Below are 17,378 nucleotides of genomic sequence, written 5' to 3'. Positions count from 1 at the left end.
GTTTTTGAATTGAAAAATGATATTTGTTTCAATCCGGCCCAAAATACCGGGCCGGAATTCTAGCGGTTTGCTGCCGAATGTTACAGCAGATCGGGGGGCGTTGCAGCCACGCTCAACTCATTTGTTACAGCCTCAAGCGATTGGACCTGCGTCTGTTTTTCGCCAAGGCGACGGACACTGACCGTGCGATCTTCGACTTCACGGTGACCAACGGCCAGAATGATCGGCACTTTGCCGACCGAATGTTCGCGGACTTTATAGTTGATCTTCTCGTTGCGAATATCCGCCTCGGCGCGGATGCCTGCCGCGCGAAGGGTGCTGACCACTTCGGCCACATACTCATCGGCCTCGGAGGTGATCGAGGCCACAACGACCTGGCGCGGGGCCAGCCAGAACGGCAGCTTGCCCGCGTGTTCTTCGATCAGAATGCCGATGAACCGTTCAAACGAGCCCAGGGTCGCGCGGTGCAACATAACTGGGCGGTGTTTGCCACCATCAGCGCCGATATACGTGGCGTCCAGTCGCTCGGGCAGAACAAAGTCCACCTGATGCGTGCCGCATTGCCAATCCCGCCCGATCGCATCGGTCAGAACAAACTCGAGTTTCGGGCCGTAGAATGCCCCTTCACCCGGATTGAGTTCCGGCTCGATCCCAGCCGCGCGTGTTGCGCTGAGCAGGGCGGCTTCAGCCTTGTCCCAAACTTCGTCCGATCCTGAGCGTTTTTCCGGCCGGTCCGAGAATTTGACCGAGAAGTTCTCAAACCCGAGGTCTTTGTAGATACCGGACAGGAACCGAATGAACTCAGCGGTTTCAGATTCGATCTGGTCTTCGGTGCAGAAGATATGGCCATCATCCTGGGTAAAGCCGCGTACGCGCATGATGCCGTGCAGCGCGCCGGAAGGTTCGTACCGGTTACACGATCCGAACTCGGCCATGCGCAGAGGAAGGTCGCGGTAGGATTTGAGACCCTGATTGAAAATCTGCACGTGGCAGGGGCAGTTCATCGGTTTCAGGGCGTTGACCGCCTTTTCCCGTGCATGTTCCTCGTCCACTTCGACGATGAACATGTTCTCTTGGTATTTGTCCCAATGACCCGAAGCTACCCACAGCTTGCGGTCGACGACCTGAGGGGTGTTGACCTCAACATAGCCACCTTTGCGCTGTTGCCGACGCATGTAATCTTGCAGAAGAGTGTAGATGGTCCAGCCATTAGGGTGCCAGAATATCTGCCCTGGGGCCTCTTCCTGCATGTGGAACAAATCCATCTCGCGACCCAGCTTGCGGTGGTCGCGCTTGGCGGCTTCTTCCAACATGTGCAGATGAGCCTTGAGCTTTTCCTTGCCGGTGAAGGCCACGCCGTAGATGCGCTGTAGCATTGCGCGGTCGCTGTCGCCGCGCCAATAAGCCCCGGCGATTGACATCAGCTTGAACGCGTCGCCCGGCAGTTGACCGGTATGCTGCAAGTGCGGGCCACGGCAGAGATCCTGCCAGTGTCCGTGCCAATACATGCGCAGCGGTTCGTCACCCGGGATGGATTCGATCAGTTCAACTTTATAGGGCTCATTATTGGCCTTGTAGAACTCGATTGCGCGATCGCGATCCCAGACCTCGGTGGTCACCGGGTCACGCTTGTTGATGATCTCTTTCATCTTTTTCTCGATGAGGCCGAGATCTTCGGGCGTAAACGGTTCCTCACGGTCAAAGTCATAGTACCAGCCGTTTTCGATGACGGGACCAATGGTGACCTTGGTTGCGGGCCAAATCTCTTGCACGGCGCGGGCCATGACATGCGCCAGATCGTGTCGGATCAGCTCATTGGCTTGCGCCTCGTCCTTCATGGTGTGAATAGCGATTTGCGCGTCGGCTTCGATTGGCCATTGCAGGTCCCAATGCTGTCCATTCACCGTGGCAGAAATGGCTTTTTTCGCCAGCGAGGTCGAGATGTCGGCGGCGACCTGTGCGGGCGTAACGCCTGCTTCATAGGATCGGGAATTGCCATCGGGAAAGGTAAGGGAGACTGACTGTGAGTCCAGGGCCATATCGGCTCTCCTCGTCGGTTTGGCGCCCACTGAACGCCCGGTTGCGGGTTATGTATGCTCGGCTCATGTGGCAGGTGGGGACACAGGTGTCAAGGGCAGGAGCGAGGGGCCAGCCCCTCGCACTCCCCGAGGTATTTTTAGCCAGATGAAGAAGGATCGGGCAATTGCAGAGAGGTGCGTGACATGCATGATGGGCTGACAAGCAATGAGGGTAGCATGGCAGAGGCAGAATTTCTGGAAACCGCGCAGGGACGACGTCTGGCGTATCACAAGAGTGATGGGCGCGGGCCGACCATCGTTTTTCTAGGTGGCTTGAAATCAGATATGGAGGGCACCAAGGCGCTGCACCTGGAAGCGTGGGCTCGCGCGCGCGGGCAGGGGTTCCTTCGGTTTGACTATTCGGGGCACGGTGAAAGCTCGGGCGCCTTTACTGACGGGTGTATCGGGGACTGGCACGAGGATACGCTGGCCGCAGTTTCTCGGTTAACTGATGGTCCGCTGGTTGTTGTGGGATCGTCGATGGGCGGGTGGCAAGCGCTGTTGCTGGCGCGTGTCATGCCCGAACGGATCGCAGGTATGGTGACAATTGCGGCGGCCCCAGATTTTACCGAGGACGGGTATTGGGCGTCGTTTTCGGACCAGCAAAAATCTGAACTAGAGACGGTTGGACATGTAGAACTGCCATCGGACTACATGGAGCCCTACGTCATCACCAAGCGGATGATTGAGGATGGGCGGCAGCGGTTGGTTTTGCGCGCTTCGCTTGATCTGCCTTTCCCTGTGCGTCTCCTGCAGGGGACAGCAGATACGGCCGTCTCGACCGATACGGCAGTGCGCCTGCTGGATCATGCCACTGGTCCGGACATGCAACTGCTGCTGGTCAAAGATGCGGATCACAGGTTCTCGGATGAGCGATGCCTCGGGTTGATTGAGCAGGCTCTGCGAGAAGTCCTGGAAGGCACCTGATGCGTCGCCTGGGCTGGGTTTTGGGGCGGGTGCTGGTGGGTTTGACGCTGGTTGGTGTGTTGATCTACGCCTTTGGCCCGCGCGAGCCAGTGGACCTGCATCCGCGTTTCGATCCGCGCAAATTTGGCGAGGGCGTTCAGGTTTACTTTGAAAGCATCGAATCCGCCTATGATGACATCGTGCCAGGTGTTGAAAAGCGCGTGGTCTGGCAAGATGGTTTTGTCGAACAGCGGACAGCTTATGCAGTGCTCTACATTCATGGGTTTTCCGCCACGTCCGAGGAGATCAGGCCAGTACCTGATCGCGTTGCGGACGCGTTGGGTGCCAACCTTGTCTACACAAGGCTTCAAGGGCATGGCCGCGATGGGGACGCAATGGCCGAAGGTACGGCGTCGGGCTGGATGCAGGATACAGCAGAGGCGTTGGCTGCCGCCAGGGCTGTTGGTGAGCAAGTAATTGTGATCGCAACCTCGACGGGGGCGACATTGGCCGCCGCGGCTGCGATGGATACGGAACTGAGCACTGATGTGGCTGCATTGGTTTTGGTGTCGCCGAACTTTGGCGTAAACTCGGCTGGTTCCTGGGTGCCATCTTTGCCGTGGGCCCGGCATTGGCTGCCGCCTTTGATGGGACAGGACCGGGATGTCTCAAGCACTGATCCCGAGAAGAACATCTTTTGGACAACCGTTTATCCATGGGAGGCGGTCGTGCCGATGTTTGCCCTTGTGGATGCGGTCAATGCGCTTGACTTCTCGGGCGCGCGGGTCCCGGCGCTGTTCTGGTTTTCTGATGATGATCAGGTGGTGCGTCCGGATAAAATGCATGAGGCGGCCAAGACCTGGGGTGGTCAGGCGATGGTTTCATTGGTGACAATGGGGCCCGGGGATGATCCGACCTCACACGTGGTCGCGGGGCGTCTGATGTCACCGGGTCAGACCGACGCGGCGGTCGCGGGCATATTGGAATGGCTGTTGGAGCAGGGGATTCCGAAGCAAAGCGGGGGCTGAATATGCGTAGACCGGGCAGCATGTGGAGCCTTGAGATGTTGGGTCGCGTGCGACTATCCCGGCATTTTTTCATGCGTGATTTTCTATATTCCGAGATCGGGAACTTTCACGAATTGCAAAATATTCCCGACAACCCTGATCTTGCGATCGAGACCGGGCGCGCGTTTTGCGAGACCCTGCTGGATCCGCTGGAAGAAACCTTTGGTCGTATTGCAGTGCGCTCGGGCTATCGCTCGCGATCTCTGAACCGGTTCGGGAACGAGAACAGGTTGAACTGTGCCCGCAATGACAACCCGTTGGAGTGCCACATTTGGGATTGGGGCGAAGGTGACGCACGTGTAGCAGGGGCGTCGGTGGTAATTCCGTGGTTTGCAGACCGCTATGCGCAGGGGCGCGATTGGCGCGATCTGGCGTGGTGGATGCATGACCATCTGGATTATTCCGAGATTTGGTTCTTTCCCAAATTATGCGCGTTCAATCTGGTTTGGCGGCCCGCGCCCGTACGGAGGATCGACAGCTACATCGCCCCGCGCGGCTGCTTGTTGCGGGCCGGGGCGGAGCCAGATGAACCGCTGGGCCAAAGGCAGGAACGCTATGCGGATTTCCCACCGTTTCGGGCGATCAGCTATCCGTGAAGTTTTGCTTGCCCGCTGTTGGCAAACCTCTCATCCTGTAACAAAACAATAACAACGAGCGGAGGGCACCGAGGTGATCGAGCCGTTGGTTTTGCTACCCGGATTGATGTGCGATGCACGGTTGTTTCAGGCGCAGATCACCGCGCTGTCGCGTGAACGTGCAGTTATGGTCGCACCGATCACTGGCGGTGAACGGTTCGAAGAGATCGCGTCGGGCTTGCTGGATCAACTGCCGCACCGGTTTGCTTTGTGCGGGTTTGGTCTGGGTGGTGGCGTCGCGCTTGAGATCGTGCGGCGAGCACCTGAGAGGGTGACACGACTGGCCTTGCTGGCGACGGATGCGCAGGCCGACACACCTCATATCGCGGCGAGTCGCGAAGACCTGATTGTTGGCGCGCAGGCGGGGAGGTTGGACGAAGTGATGCGCAAGCTGATCGGCTCGGACATGTTGTCTCCCGGTCCGCAACGCATCCCGATTTTGAACGAAGTGTTGCAGATGGCCGAGGAATTGGGCTCGGATGTGTTTGTGCGTCAGATAAGAACCCTGCAACGCCGTCCGGACCAACAAGGCACGCTGCGCCGGATCAGGATGCCCACGCTGATCATTTGCGGTGCCCATGATGCGGAGAATCCGGTCCGCAAGAATACCTTCATGGCTGATCTCATTCCGGATGCAGAGTTGCGCGTGATTGATGAGGCCGGGCACTATCCGACACTGGAAGCACCCGAATCCGTGATTGCGATGCTGCAGGATTGGCTCCGGAAACCACTGCGGCTGACCTAGTCGTAGAAAACCGCGCGCTGGTTCTTGGTCAGAACAGTTGGTTGCACCACCGGCCGACCGGTTTCAGAGTCAAAGAATGGCGTTTTCTTCCAGCTCCCGAACAGACGCGATTTTAGTACGCGTTTAAGCAGACCCATAGCGGCATAGCGGATTTTCTCATGAGACTGCTTGCCGTCAGCCCTTGGCACAAATCCACGCGTTGTAATGGGACCCAAACTGCTGGGGTGGGGAATACGTTTGACGATAAAACCCGCGAACGGAAATTTTGGAGTTGTCGGCGTCGTGGCCAGCGGCGCGTTGCAGCATCTGGCATACCATCGCAACATGCCCTTGGGGCTAAGTTGCATAGCTGCCAAGTGCTCGACCCCTGCATCGATCTTAATGTCTTCCGGTGACATCTGAAACACCTCGACTGGGTCGGGCGCAGGGTCGGGCTGTTCAAAATACAGCTGAGCCGCGCGGCAGTCATGGCAAAAACATACGACATGAGTGCCGGATACGACGCCGTGTTCAGTAATGCGCCCCGAAAGGGCGCCGCAATTGCAACGGAAAGGAAGGTCTCCTGCCGCTGCGCGGCTCATGCAACTTTGTTGCTATTGGCGGCTCGTTGACGGGGTTTTCGGCTGTTTTCATTCATGAAATCAATCACTAGCGGACGGATGTTGTCGCGCCAGCTGCGGCCCGCAAAAATGCCATAGTGACCCGCGCCGGGTTCAACATGGCTGGCCTTTTTGCTGTCGGGCAGACCCGTGCATAAATCCAACGCCGCGATGCATTGCCCGGGGGCTGAGATATCGTCATTCGTGCCTTCGACCGATTTCACAGCCACATCAGTGATCTTGCCGATATCTACCTTGTGGCCGGCTACAACGAACTCGTTGCGCGCGATCTCACGGTTTTTGAAGACACGTTCAACGGTCGAAAGATAGAACTCGGCAGTCATGTCCATCACCGCCAGATATTCGTCATAGAACCGGTTATGGGCATCGTGGTCGGATGCCTCGTCACGAATAACGCGCTGAATCTGATCCGAGAACGCCTTGCTGTGACGTTCGGCATTCATTGACATGAACGAAGCCAGTTGTAGCAAGCCGGGATACACCATCCGGCCTACGCCCTTGTATTTAAAGCCAACCCGCTGGATCATCGTTTCTTCCAACTGACCCATCGTAACACGGCGACCAAAATCCGTAACTTCGGTCGGAGTTGCGTCGGGGTCGACGGGACCGCCGATCAGCGTCAGGGTACTTGGCTGCGCCTTCGGCTCGACCTCGGCCAGATAGGCGGTTGCGGCCAGAGTCAGCGGTGCGGGCTGACAAACCGCAATAACATGCGTATCGGGGCCGAGCTCTTTCATAAAATCGACAAGGTAGAGCGTGTAATCCTCGACATCGAACTTGCCTTCGGACACGGGAATGTCGCGCGCGTTATGCCAATCGGTAATGTAGACCTCACAATTGACAAGCAGGCTTTTGACGGTCGAGCGGAGCAGGGTCGCGTAATGCCCCGACATCGGCGCAACCAGCAGCACCTTGCGCGGCTGTTCTTTGCGTCCATTAACGCGGAAATGGATCAGGTCGCCGAAAGGACGCTCAAGCACGGTTGTGATATCGACCAGATGGTCCTTGCCGTCTTCGCAGGTAAAGGTGCGGATGCCCCAATCAGGCTTGACGACCATACGCTGGAATGTGCGCTCGGTTACTTCGCCCCATGCAGCCATCCAGTTGAAGGCCGGGTTGGGTGTCATCGAGAACAGGGGGTAGGATGCCATCGCGCTTGCGGTTGCACCAAGCCATTGGTTGGTGTTACGCATGGTTTCCATCAGGTCATAGGTCATCATGTAGCGCATCGAATGTGCCTCCTGAGTATCAGCCTGAGAATTCGGACCATTCGCCGCTTTGCCCCCCGACGCCAACGACGTTATTCTGCACAGCAGCGAGACTAGGGGGGAATTGTTAAAATGACAACTACCGAAGACCAGACGCCAAAACTGACCGAAGAACATATTGAACGACTTAAAGAAAATATGGACAAAGTAGAAGAACTGTCCAAACGCCTGGTCGAGGTCATGGCCGGAAAAACGCCGCACACCCCCGCTCTGGATGGCCCGAATCAAGAGCTTTTTGCAAAAGCAGCAACTGCGTATTGGGCTGAAGCGTTTCAAAACCCCACAAAGCTGTTGGAGCAGCAAATTGAGTATTGGGGAAAATCGGTTCTCAACTTTGCGGAAGCGCAGAAAGCGATGACCCAAAGCGACGGGGATGTGCCCCCAGCCGCTACCAAAGATAAACGGTTTGCCAATCCAATGTGGGAAACCAACCCCTACTTTCGCCTCATTCGCCAGCAGTACCAAACCAATGCCGAAGCGATCGCGCAGGCCGTTGCATCGGTTGACGATCTGGAAACCAAGGATAAGCAGCGTCTGCAGTACTTCTCGCAACAGATCATAGATATGATGGCGCCAACGAATTTTCTGGCCACCAACCCCGATGCGCTGGAAAAGGCGATCGAGACCGAAGGGCAGTCCCTGATACAGGGGCTGGAGAACCTCGTGTCGGACCTTGAGGCCAATGACGGCGAAATGGTTGTCAGACTTGCTGACGAAAGTGCCTTTGAGATTGGCGGGAATATCGCAACTACACCCGGCGACGTCGTCTATCGCAACCGAATGATGGAACTGATCCAGTATAAACCGGTGACCGAGACGGTGCACGAAACGCCGATCGTTCTGTTCCCGCCTTGGATCAACAAGTTCTATATCTTGGACCTGAAGGCTCAGAACAGCCTGATCAAATGGGTGACCGAGCAGGGCTATACCCTGTTTGTGGTCAGCTGGGTGAATGCCGATAGCTCGCACGCCGATATTGGGATGGAGGACTATATTCAGGAAGGGTTCCTGACCGCCATCGAAGAGGCGAAAAAAATCTGCAAGGTCAAGCAGGTCAACGCAGTGGGTTACTGCATCGCCGGTACGACGCTTAGCCTGACGCTTTCGCTGATGAAGCAGCGCGGCGACAAGTCGATCAAATCTGCCACTTTCTTCACCACCCTGACAGACTTTGGTGAGCAGGGGGAGTTCACGCCGTTCCTGCAAAATGACTTTGTGGATGGCATCGAAGAACAGGTCTCGAAGGATGGTATTCTAAAGGCATGGATCATCGGGCGAACGATGTCTTTCCTGCGATCCAGAGATCTCATCTATACGCCGGCGATCCGCAGCTACATGATGGGTGAAACACCGCCAGCGTTTGACCTGTTGTACTGGAACGGCGACGGGGCCAACCTGCCAGGTCGGATGGCGATCCAGTATCTGCGCGGTTTGTGTCAGAGCAACGATTTCGTCAACGACGGGTTCGAATTGCTTGGCCATAAGCTGCATATCAAGGATGTCGATGTGCCTTTGATGGCGATCACCTGCGAGACGGATCATATTGCCGCATGGAAGGATTGCTATCGCGGGGTGCAGCAGATGGGCGCGAAGTCGAAGACCTTTGTGGTGTCCGAGTCCGGCCACATCGCGGGCATCGTAAATCCGCCCAGTAAGAAAAAATATGGCCATTACACCAATCCTGAGCTGAAGTGTGATGCCGATACATGGCTGAAAGAGGCTGACTTCCACGAAGGTTCGTGGTGGCCGATGTGGGAAGCGTGGTTAAAGAAGCGATCAGGCAAGCAGGTTCCCGCGCGCGATACCGGCGATTCGGATCATCCACGCCTTTGCCCGGCTCCGGGTACCTATGTTTTGGTCAAGGCAAACCGCTGATATCATTTTGAAACTCAAATTTTTCTGCATTGCAGCAAGAAAAAACTTGCAATGCTGCAATGCAGCAATCATATTGCCTTCAAGCTGATGAGAACCGGGGTGGGCCCGGAACGGCTAGAAGGATTTAGGACAATGGCAAAGACCCAAGACTTTACCGCGACCCTGAAAGACATGATGGGCGCGTTCCCGGTTGACACAACCGCTCTGGAAGACGCATTCAAATCGACCGCTTCTCTGAACGAAAAGCTGTCGGGTGTTGCTCTGGACGCAGCTGAGAAATCGGCTGAAATCTCGAACAAATGGACCAAAGAAACCCTGGCCAAACTGACCGAGATGTCGAAAGCAAAAACCGAGCCTGCGGATTACGCAAAAGCTGCAACCGACTTCGCAAGCGCGTCGGCTGAAGTTGCTGCTGAAAACCTGGCTGCTTTCGCTGAGATCGCGAAAAAAGTTCAGACCGAAACAGTTGAGCTGCTGATGGCGGCTGGCAAAGACGCTGCAGAAGATGCAACCGCAGCCGTCAAAAAAGCCACCAACGAGGTGACCGCTGCAGCAAAGAAAGCAGCAACCACCAAGTAAGATAAGACTGCGACTTAGCACCCATTCCTCCCAAATGGTGCAATCGCTGCGGGCAGGTCGCTTGACCTGCCCTTTCTTTTTGTTCTGCAGTCGCATAACCTGCGCTGCAACGCATCATCCTTGGGGAGGGTACAGGGTGTCGGAACAAGACAAACCTCTGCTGATCAAGCGCTATGCCAGCCGTCGGCTGTATAACACCGAGACCAGCGATTACGTGACTCTTGAAGATATCGCCGGTTTCATCCGCGACGGGCGCGAGGTTCAGATCATTGACCTGAAAACCGGTGATGACCTGACTCGTCAGTATCTGCTTCAAATCATTGCCGAACACGAAAGCCGTGGCGAAAATGTTCTGCCGATTAATGTGCTGAACGATCTGGTGCGCAGCTACATGGTGCCGGGTGGGGGCATGATGCCGCAATTCCTGCAAAGCTCATTCGACATGCTGCGCGAGAGCCAGTCCAAGATGATGGAAAACATGAACGCTATGAACCCGATGTCCCAGATGCCGGGGTTCGAGGCGATGCAGGCGCAGCAAAAGGCGTTTCTAAAAGCCATGACCGGTGGTCTGTCGGGGAACTGGTCAGGGCCGGATGACGAGCAAGAAGCCTCCCCCGAGCCCAAAGAGGATCTGGACGACATCAAAAAGCAACTTGCCGAGCTGCAGCAAAAACTATCGAAGCTGAGCTAGCCTGACCGATGCGCTGGCTGTCTGTTCTGGGCGCGTTGATCTGGGCCCAGACTGCACAGGCCCAAGGCCAGTTTACATCCGTGTGGGAACCTATCTGCACAATGGGTCGGGATACGGCTGCGGGCTGCGATGAGATTCGCGCGCGCGAAATTCTGGATGCAACGACCCCGCCCTGGCGCGCCATTGGCCGGGTCAATTTTGCCAGCCGCAGCCAGCGGTCCCATTGTACCGGCGTACTGGTGTCTGAGCGGCTGGTTTTGACCGCGGCACATTGCTTGTACAACAGCGCGCGCAACCGCTGGATTCCTCCGGCCAGTATCCGGTTTGCCGCAGGGTATCAGCGCGGCGAGGCTGCCGCCGTGTCCAATGTATTGGCCTATCGGCTGGATTCGGAACAGGGGCGCGACGGTGTATTCAACAATCGCGCCGATCTGGATTGGGCCGTGTTGGAGTTGGCCGAGCCAATTGGAGAGCAGGTTGGTTTTTTCGGTATTTCCCGGACTGTCCCGCAGATGGGCTCGTTCGCGGGCTATCCCGGATTGCGGCCCCACGTGCTCAGTCGCACCGATAGCTGTAATGCCGCACAGGCCGGCCAAGGGCTGATGCGCGCGATCTGCCCCGTCATGATGGGGGATTCCGGTGCGCCGTTTCTGATGCAAACAGAAACCGGGCTTGCCGTTGCCGGGATTTTGTCGCGCGTCGCGCCAACCCCTGACGGGATCGACGCATTGTTACTTTCAGTTCATGACCTTGATCTGCAATAGTACTGACGATCAGGTCCCGTAGACTGGCACCGGGCCAACAACCTCGCCAACAGAAGCCAGCAGGATGTCCGAGATTACGTCCAGTTCATCGCGCGTCAAACGCACGGGCAGACGTACATCGCAGGCCTTCATCAGCATCGCACGGGTCTGTGGCAGGTCGAACTGTTCGGGTAGGAACTGCCAGTTCCAGAAGGCACGAGCGTTATCCTGACTCAGGCCAAAGACCTGCACCTTGACACCGCGTGCCTCGGCTGCGGCGGCAAAGGCGCGGATTTCATCGTCGCTGAGGTCAACCAGATTGAATTGGATCGAATCCGGTGCGCGCTGCTCGGGTGTCAGAGGGGCAGGGACATCGATGTAGGGCGATGTGTTCAGACGATCAGCCACATAGTCATGGTTTGCCAGCCCGTCGCGGACACGGCGTGCCAATTCGGGGATTTGCGGACGAATGACTGCAGCGCTGAGGTTGCTCATGCGCAGGTTATACAGTGGCAACTGGTTCTGCCATTTGGCAAAGGCCTGTTCCAGCTCTGGTGAGCCAGAGTGCTTTTTCCAGTTGTGCTCGTATGCGCCCGACATGATGACAGCGCGCGCCACAAGATCCGCATCGTCGCTGACCAGAATGCCACCTTCGCCTGCGTTGATCATTTTATAGGACTGGAACGAGAAGCAGCCGACCTTACCGATGGTGCCAATATTGCGCCCATGCCAGGTTGTGCCCAATGAGTGGGCGGCGTCTTCGATCACCGGGATATCGCGCGCTTCACACAGCTCCATGATCGCGTCCATGTCCGAGGTATGGCCGCGCATATGGCTGATGATCACTGCCTGCACGCTGTCCAGCTTGGCCGTGAAATCGGCCATATCGACGCGATAATTGTCCCCGACCTCGCACAGAACCGGAATGCAATCCGCGTGAACAATCGATGACGGCACGGCGGCAAAGGTAAATCCGGGGATCAGAACCCGCGCATCGCGGGGCAGCCCAAGCGCCTTGAGCGACAAAAACAGCGCGGCAGAACAGGAAGAGACCGCCAGCGCGTATTTTGTGCCGAGCAGTTCGGCAAACTCTGCCTCCAGGAGAGCAACGGGCGCATCCTGAGGTGCGGTATAGCGAAACAGATCGCCTGACTTCATCAGGGCGTCGATTGCGTCTCGGGCGGCTGTGGGGATGGGTTCGGCTTCATGAACGTTGGGTACAAGCGTCATATTTGGATTTCCCGAATTTTATCTTTGGGAAATATAAATTCGATATGCAGGCAAGCCAAGTCCCAATTCGCATCGTCAGCGAGATTTCACCAATTCGTCGTAAAGAATGTGTTCAGATACCCAGCCTGTCACGCAGCGCATACCAAGTCATGGCCAGTATCAGCAACGGCGTCCGCAAAGCAGGACCACCCGGGAAGGGCACTGCAGGAACGCGGGCCATGGTATCGAACCCCTCAGCCTGCCCCTGGATCGCCAACGCCATGAGTTGCCCCGCATGGGTCGCGGTGCCGACGCCGTGGCCAGAATAACCCGAGGCGGACAGGATATTTGGCGCAACCCGGGTCAAATAGGGCATGCGCCGCATGGTGATGCCCAGCGTTCCGCCCCATGCGTAGTCGATTTTGACGTCACGCAGATGCGGGAAAATCTCGGTCATCGGCTTGCGGACTTTTGCGGCGATGTCCTCGGGGAAACGATAACCATAGCTTTCGCCACCCCCAAACAGCAGCCTGCCATCGGCGCTTAGCCGGAAATAGTTTATCACGAACTTGGTGTCAGCAACGGCGATATCTTTGGCCAAAACTTTTTGCACTTCAGCGCCCAAAGGTTCGGTTGCCGCGATGAAATTGTTGATGGGCATCACGCGCGATGCAACTTGCCGGTTCAGATCTCCGAGATATCCGTTGCAGGCCAGAATAACGTGATCGGCAGTGATCGTGCCCTTTTCAGTGCGTACAGTAACACGAGCGCCCTGATCGATGCCAAGAACTTCGGTGTCTTCATGCAGTCTTAACCCGGCTCTGACAGCGGCACGCGCAAGGCCGAGGGCGTAGTTCAACGGGTGTAGGTGCGCGGCACCATTGTCCAGATACCCACCCGCATAGGCTGGTGAAGGGCAAAGCCCGCGCGCGGCATCGGCATCTAAAGTTTCGATTTGGTCGTATTTGTATTTGCCCGACAGATGCGCCGCGTGATCATGTAGCTCTGCGCGCTCCGAGTTGTTAAAGCCCAGAACCGCAATGCCGGGCTTCAGGTCGCAATCGATCTGATGTTTTGAGATAAGAGATTTGACCAGATCCTTGGCTTCTTCGGCCAGATCCCAAAGCTTTAACGCATCTTCATCGCCGACAAGCCGTTCAAGATCCTCTTGATCCAAACGCTGCGCGCTGCCCAGTTGGCCTCCGTTGCGACCCGAAGCCCCAAAGCCCGCGCGATGTGCTTCCAGCAGGACGACATCGAACCCAGCCTCAGCCAGGTGCAATGCTGCCGAAAGGCCCGTGTATCCGCCTCCGACAATGCAGACGTCTGCGGTATGGTCGCCTTCAAGCGCCGGGTGGCGGTCAAAGGCGTGTGCCGTCGCGGCATACCAGCTTGGCGGGTACTCCGCCTTGCGGTCATTAGAATACAGCAGGTTCATCGCGTCTTTGCCCTAGACGTTCATCAGCAGATGCTCGCGTTCCCACGGGGAAATGACCTGCAGGAACTCTTCGTATTCAGCACGTTTGACGATGCCGTAGACACGGGCGAACTCGGGACCCAGAACTTCGTGCAGGGCAGTGGCTTCATCAAACAGATCCAGAGCTTCACCCATGATCTGAGGGATATCGCCGTCGCCTTCATAGGCGTCGCCATAGAATTGGCGGCGTGGGCGTTCTTGCTGAGTCAGGCCCAAATAGCCACAGGCCAACGACAATGCGATACCAAGATAAGGGTTGCAGTCCATGCCTGCGATGCGGTTTTCGACCCGGCGCGCCTCGGGGCCGGACAGAGGTACGCGAATGCCAGTTGTGCGATTGTCGCGTGCCCACTCCAGATTAATCGGGGCCGCATGGTCTTTGACGTAACGGCGATAAGAATTCACATACGGAGCCATCACCGCCAGCCCTGCAGGCAGGTGGTTCTGCAAGCCGGCGATGAAGTGATAAAACGCATCCGTCTCGCCACCTTGTGGGCCGGAGAAGATGTTCTGTCCCGTTTCTTTTTCGATGATCGAGTGATGGATGTGCATGGCCGAGCCCGGCTCATCTTCGATCGGTTTTGCCATGAACGTAGCAAAGCAGTTGTGACGTAGCGCGGCTTCGCGGATCAGGCGTTTGAAATAGAATACTTCGTCCGCCAGCTTCACCGGATCGCCATGGCGCAGGTTGATCTCTAGTTGTCCGGCACCGCCTTCTTGCGTGATCCCGTCGATCTCAAACCCCTGAAACTCGGCAAAGTCGTAGATGTCGTCGATCACCGGCCCGAATTCATCGACCGCTGTCATCGAGTAAGCCTGGCGCGCCGCCGCAGGTCGGCCCGAGCGGCCCATCATCGGCTTGATACCCTGCGCCGGGTCTACATTTGGCGCGACAAGAAAAAACTCCATCTCGGGGGCGACAACCGGCTTCCAACCTTTGTCGTGATACATCTTCACAACGCGTTTGAGCACATTGCGGGGGCTGAAAGGGATCGGCTCTCCATCTCGATCGAACGCGTCGTGAATCACCTGCAAGGTCCAGTCACCCGTCCAAGGAGCGGCCGACGCAGTTGAGAAATCGGGTTTCAGGATCATGTCCCGCTCAATGAAACCGTCCTCACCTGCAGCTTCGCCCCAATCCCCTGTGATGGTCTGGTAGAAAATGCTGTCGGGTAGGTGAAAATAGGATTGCTTGGCAAACTTTGACGCCGGGACCGCCTTGCCGCGGGCGATGCCGGGCAGGTCAGAGATGATGCATTCAACCTCATCCAGCCGTTTGCCTTCAAAGTAGGTGCGCGCCGCCTCAGGCAGCTGATCTGTCCAGTCGGCCATCAGGCCCTCACTTTCTTTAGGAACTCTGCCATGTGGTGTCCGATTTTGGCATTATCATCCGGGGCATCTTTTCGGTTCGCTGCCGCCTGCATCAACGCATCGGGAACCACGCCTTTGCCTCGGGTCTCCATCAAGCCCTGTATGAAGTCATTTCCATATTCAGGATGGGCCTGCACGGTCCAGATCGTATCGCCATAGGTGACCATGGCGTTTTGGCAAAAGTCATTCGTACCGGTGACCACCGCACCTGCGGGCAGTTTGGTCACTTGATCCTGATGCCAAGCATTCAAGGTGACGGTCTGATCGCCAAAGCTGTATTCCGTGCGTCCTACAGCCCAGCCACCATCAAACTTTTCCACTTTTCCACCAAGCGCTTGTGCGATGATCTGATGGCCAAAGCAAACACCAATCAAGGGGTTCCCTGTCTTCTGAATATCCCGGATCAGCTGTTCAAGCGGGGGAATCCAAGCGTGATCTTCGTATGCGCCATGACGAGATCCGGTGATGATCCACCCGTCGGCCTGATGCGCGTCTTCCGGAAACTCACCATCGACCACTGCGTATGATTGGAATTCAAAGCCGTTCCCACCCAGTAATGCGCGAAACATGCCATCATATTCCCCGAATTGTTCATGCAATTCATCGGGTGGGTGGCCGGTTACAAGGATGCCGATTTTCATAGTTCACCAAATTTGATCAAATTTATTCTAACGAAGCGAAGCGAGCTGGGCAAGAGGTTCAGACGCTCTCAAGATAGCTGAGCCAGTGCTCGTCAGGGGGGTGGGACGCGAATCGCGCAATTTCCTGCCGTTTGGTCATTACCAGGTTGCGGATCAGATCGTCCGGGAAAATGCGCGCAACTACCGGGTCAGTTTCGAAAGCAGAGATGGCCGACGGCCAGTCTGCTGCCAGCTGCGGCAGATCCGTCAACTCATAGGCATTGCCCGAAATCGGGCTGGGCGGTCGCAGGCCATCCTCGATCCCAACCATTGCCGCGCCCAGAACTGCGGCCAGCATGAGATAGGGGTTGATGTCACCGCCAGCAACGCGATGTTCGATCCGTCGGGCGGCAGGGGCACCACCCGGAATGCGCAGGGCCGCCGTGCGGTTTTCATAGGCCCAGCTTGCTCCGGTGGGTGCGTGGGCACCAGGCACCAGGCGCGTGTAAGAATTGCCATGCGGTGCGAAGATCAGCGTAGAGCCGGGCATCGCGGTCAGACATCCAGCAACCGCCGAGCGCAGTTCATCGGTTCCCTCGGCCCCTCCGTCATCGAAGACATTGCGTCCATCGACATCGACGACTGAGAAATGCACATGCATTCCGTTGCCCGCATCCTCGGCATAGGGCTTGGACATGAAGGTTGCCGTGAAGCCATGCTTGCGGGCCACGCCACGCGCCAAGGTCTTGAAAAGCCACGTATCATCGGCGCAGCGCATGGCGTCCTGATGGTTCAGATTGATCTCGAACTGACCGATCCCGCTTTCAGATATTGCAGTCTGAGGAGGAATACCCATAGCGGCGCAACCATCATAGAGGTCGGTGAAGAACGCATCAAACGCGTCCATTTCGGCCATCGACAGAACGGCTTCGTCCCGCAGCCTGCGGCGCGTGACCGGGTTGATCGGAGGCTGCGGTTGGTCGCCTGAGGCGTCAAGCAGAGTGAACTCGAGTTCGGTGGCGGCGATGACCGACCAGCTCCGTTCGGAAAATCGATCTAGAACCGCAGAAAGCGCGTGTCTCGGATCGCCCGCAAAAGGCGTGCCGTCATCGTGGTACAGGCACATGGGCACCAGCGCGGTGGGTGTATCAAGCCAGGGCATGGGAACCGGACCACGCCCGGTGGGGCGCAACACACCATCTGCATCACCGCTTTCGAAGACAAGCGGGCTGCCTTCGATATCAGCGCCCCAGAGATCGACATTGAGCGCAGAGAACGGCATGCGTACGGCGCCTTTGTCCAACTTGGCACCGTATGAGGGCGGCACGCGTTTGCCACGCATCTGACCGTTGAGGTCACAGGCGGCGACGCGGAATGTATGCAGGGCGCTCAGGTCCATTGGGGGCTCCGTGTTCTAGTCACGAGAGGTTTAAATCAGGATTAGCGTCTTGTCACGAAATTTGATCAAATTACGAATAGGCGTCGCTTGCGGTG

16 protein-coding genes are annotated in these 17,378 nt (G+C 56.9%); 8 read left to right on the top strand and 8 right to left on the bottom strand.

What is annotated here, in order from left to right; genetic code table 11:
* Positions 1 to 80 precede the first annotated feature (80 nt).
* Positions 81 to 2,039: a threonine--tRNA ligase gene (gene thrS / locus ACR0DE_RS13700; RefSeq protein WP_170421002.1), complete on the bottom strand. Its 1,959-nt coding sequence runs from the start codon at positions 2,037 to 2,039 to the stop codon at positions 81 to 83.
* Positions 2,040 to 2,255: 216 nt separating this feature from the next.
* Between thrS and ACR0DE_RS13695 the strand changes: the two genes are divergently transcribed.
* The 4 genes from ACR0DE_RS13695 to ACR0DE_RS13680 all read left to right on the top strand — a co-directional run bounded on the left by ACR0DE_RS13695 (position 2,256) and on the right by ACR0DE_RS13680 (position 5,431).
* Complete coding sequence (locus ACR0DE_RS13695; RefSeq protein WP_170817594.1) at positions 2,256 to 3,005, top strand: alpha/beta fold hydrolase; 750 nt, start codon at positions 2,256 to 2,258, stop codon at positions 3,003 to 3,005.
* Complete coding sequence (locus ACR0DE_RS13690; RefSeq protein ID WP_480753734.1) at positions 3,005 to 4,012, top strand: alpha/beta hydrolase; 1,008 nt, start codon at positions 3,005 to 3,007, stop codon at positions 4,010 to 4,012. The genes ACR0DE_RS13695 and ACR0DE_RS13690 overlap by 1 nt, the downstream gene beginning before the upstream one ends.
* A gap of 20 nt (positions 4,013 to 4,032) precedes the next feature.
* Complete coding sequence (locus tag ACR0DE_RS13685; protein WP_480753804.1) at positions 4,033 to 4,647, top strand: hypothetical protein; 615 nt, start codon at positions 4,033 to 4,035, stop codon at positions 4,645 to 4,647.
* A gap of 73 nt (positions 4,648 to 4,720) precedes the next feature.
* Positions 4,721 to 5,431 carry an alpha/beta fold hydrolase gene (locus tag ACR0DE_RS13680; RefSeq protein WP_170421006.1) on the top strand — a complete coding sequence of 237 codons (711 nt, stop codon included), beginning with the start codon at positions 4,721 to 4,723 and terminating at the stop codon, positions 5,429 to 5,431.
* On the opposite strand, the gene ACR0DE_RS13675 is transcribed toward ACR0DE_RS13680, so the two are convergent.
* Together ACR0DE_RS13675 and phaZ are read right to left on the bottom strand one after the other, a co-directional pair.
* A complete protein-coding gene (locus ACR0DE_RS13675; RefSeq protein ID WP_170404869.1) occupies positions 5,428 to 6,012 on the bottom strand; it encodes a DUF6151 family protein in 585 nt (194 codons plus the stop codon). The two genes, ACR0DE_RS13680 and ACR0DE_RS13675, sit on opposite strands and share 4 nt — an antisense overlap.
* Positions 6,009 to 7,280, bottom strand: a complete 1,272-nt coding sequence (gene phaZ / locus ACR0DE_RS13670) for a polyhydroxyalkanoate depolymerase (RefSeq protein WP_170404873.1) — start codon at positions 7,278 to 7,280, stop codon at positions 6,009 to 6,011. The genes ACR0DE_RS13675 and phaZ overlap by 4 nt, the downstream gene beginning before the upstream one ends.
* Before the next feature lie 111 nt (positions 7,281 to 7,391).
* Between phaZ and ACR0DE_RS13665 the strand changes: the two genes are divergently transcribed.
* The 4 genes from ACR0DE_RS13665 (at position 7,392) to ACR0DE_RS13650 (ending at position 11,228) form a co-directional block, all read left to right on the top strand.
* Complete coding sequence (locus ACR0DE_RS13665; RefSeq protein ID WP_480704447.1) at positions 7,392 to 9,194, top strand: PHA/PHB synthase family protein; 1,803 nt, start codon at positions 7,392 to 7,394, stop codon at positions 9,192 to 9,194.
* A 132-nt stretch (positions 9,195 to 9,326) separates the two neighbouring features.
* A complete protein-coding gene (locus ACR0DE_RS13660) occupies positions 9,327 to 9,773 on the top strand; it encodes a phasin family protein (RefSeq protein WP_170393620.1) in 447 nt (148 codons plus the stop codon).
* Between the two features lie 136 nt (positions 9,774 to 9,909).
* Positions 9,910 to 10,464, top strand: a complete 555-nt coding sequence (phaR, locus tag ACR0DE_RS13655; protein WP_170583624.1) for a polyhydroxyalkanoate synthesis repressor PhaR — start codon at positions 9,910 to 9,912, stop codon at positions 10,462 to 10,464.
* 8 nt (positions 10,465 to 10,472) lie between these two features.
* Complete coding sequence (locus tag ACR0DE_RS13650) at positions 10,473 to 11,228, top strand: trypsin-like serine peptidase (RefSeq protein WP_480753729.1); 756 nt, start codon at positions 10,473 to 10,475, stop codon at positions 11,226 to 11,228.
* Positions 11,229 to 11,237: 9 nt separating this feature from the next.
* Here ACR0DE_RS13650 and ACR0DE_RS13645 read toward each other — a convergent pair whose 3' ends face one another.
* The 5 genes from ACR0DE_RS13645 to ACR0DE_RS13625 all read right to left on the bottom strand — a co-directional run bounded on the left by ACR0DE_RS13645 (position 11,238) and on the right by ACR0DE_RS13625 (position 17,283).
* On the bottom strand, positions 11,238 to 12,437 hold the full coding sequence (locus ACR0DE_RS13645) for a DegT/DnrJ/EryC1/StrS family aminotransferase (RefSeq protein WP_480753727.1): 1,200 nt from the start codon (positions 12,435 to 12,437) through the stop codon (positions 11,238 to 11,240).
* A 112-nt stretch (positions 12,438 to 12,549) separates the two neighbouring features.
* Positions 12,550 to 13,854 (bottom strand): NAD(P)/FAD-dependent oxidoreductase, encoded by a 1,305-nt coding sequence (locus tag ACR0DE_RS13640; RefSeq protein ID WP_170510700.1) that lies wholly within the window; start codon positions 13,852 to 13,854, stop codon positions 12,550 to 12,552.
* A gap of 12 nt (positions 13,855 to 13,866) precedes the next feature.
* Positions 13,867 to 15,225, bottom strand: a complete 1,359-nt coding sequence (locus ACR0DE_RS13635) for a glutamine synthetase family protein (RefSeq protein WP_170393610.1) — start codon at positions 15,223 to 15,225, stop codon at positions 13,867 to 13,869.
* Positions 15,225 to 15,905, bottom strand: a complete 681-nt coding sequence (locus ACR0DE_RS13630; RefSeq protein WP_170817601.1) for a type 1 glutamine amidotransferase — start codon at positions 15,903 to 15,905, stop codon at positions 15,225 to 15,227. Before ACR0DE_RS13630 ends, ACR0DE_RS13635 begins: the two co-directional genes overlap by 1 nt.
* A gap of 58 nt (positions 15,906 to 15,963) precedes the next feature.
* Positions 15,964 to 17,283, bottom strand: a complete 1,320-nt coding sequence (locus tag ACR0DE_RS13625) for a glutamine synthetase family protein (RefSeq protein WP_480753723.1) — start codon at positions 17,281 to 17,283, stop codon at positions 15,964 to 15,966.
* Between the last annotated feature and the right edge of the window lie 95 nt (positions 17,284 to 17,378).

This window comes from Ruegeria sp. C10, from assembly GCF_056537805.1.
Note: the sequence above shows the minus strand (reverse complement) of the source record. Positions and strands in the feature narration are given on the sequence as shown.

Coding starts and splice junctions, on each gene's coding strand:
- ACR0DE_RS13695 (WP_170817594.1), top strand. CDS start 2,256: ATGGCAGAGGCAGAATTTCTGGAAACCGCGCAGGGACGACGTCTGGCG.
- ACR0DE_RS13660 (WP_170393620.1), top strand. CDS start 9,327: ATGGCAAAGACCCAAGACTTTACCGCGACCCTGAAAGACATGATGGGC.
- ACR0DE_RS13685 (WP_480753804.1), top strand. CDS start 4,033: ATGTGGAGCCTTGAGATGTTGGGTCGCGTGCGACTATCCCGGCATTTT.
- ACR0DE_RS13630 (WP_170817601.1), bottom strand. CDS start 15,905: ATGAAAATCGGCATCCTTGTAACCGGCCACCCACCCGATGAATTGCAT.
- ACR0DE_RS13635 (WP_170393610.1), bottom strand. CDS start 15,225: ATGGCCGACTGGACAGATCAGCTGCCTGAGGCGGCGCGCACCTACTTT.
- ACR0DE_RS13690 (WP_480753734.1), top strand. CDS start 3,005: ATGCGTCGCCTGGGCTGGGTTTTGGGGCGGGTGCTGGTGGGTTTGACG.
- ACR0DE_RS13640 (WP_170510700.1), bottom strand. CDS start 13,854: ATGAACCTGCTGTATTCTAATGACCGCAAGGCGGAGTACCCGCCAAGC.
- phaZ (WP_170404873.1), bottom strand. CDS start 7,280: ATGCGCTACATGATGACCTATGACCTGATGGAAACCATGCGTAACACC.
- ACR0DE_RS13645 (WP_480753727.1), bottom strand. CDS start 12,437: ATGACGCTTGTACCCAACGTTCATGAAGCCGAACCCATCCCCACAGCC.
- ACR0DE_RS13650 (WP_480753729.1), top strand. CDS start 10,473: ATGCGCTGGCTGTCTGTTCTGGGCGCGTTGATCTGGGCCCAGACTGCA.
- ACR0DE_RS13665 (WP_480704447.1), top strand. CDS start 7,392: ATGACAACTACCGAAGACCAGACGCCAAAACTGACCGAAGAACATATT.
- ACR0DE_RS13625 (WP_480753723.1), bottom strand. CDS start 17,283: ATGGACCTGAGCGCCCTGCATACATTCCGCGTCGCCGCCTGTGACCTC.
- ACR0DE_RS13675 (WP_170404869.1), bottom strand. CDS start 6,012: ATGAGCCGCGCAGCGGCAGGAGACCTTCCTTTCCGTTGCAATTGCGGC.
- thrS (WP_170421002.1), bottom strand. CDS start 2,039: ATGGCCCTGGACTCACAGTCAGTCTCCCTTACCTTTCCCGATGGCAAT.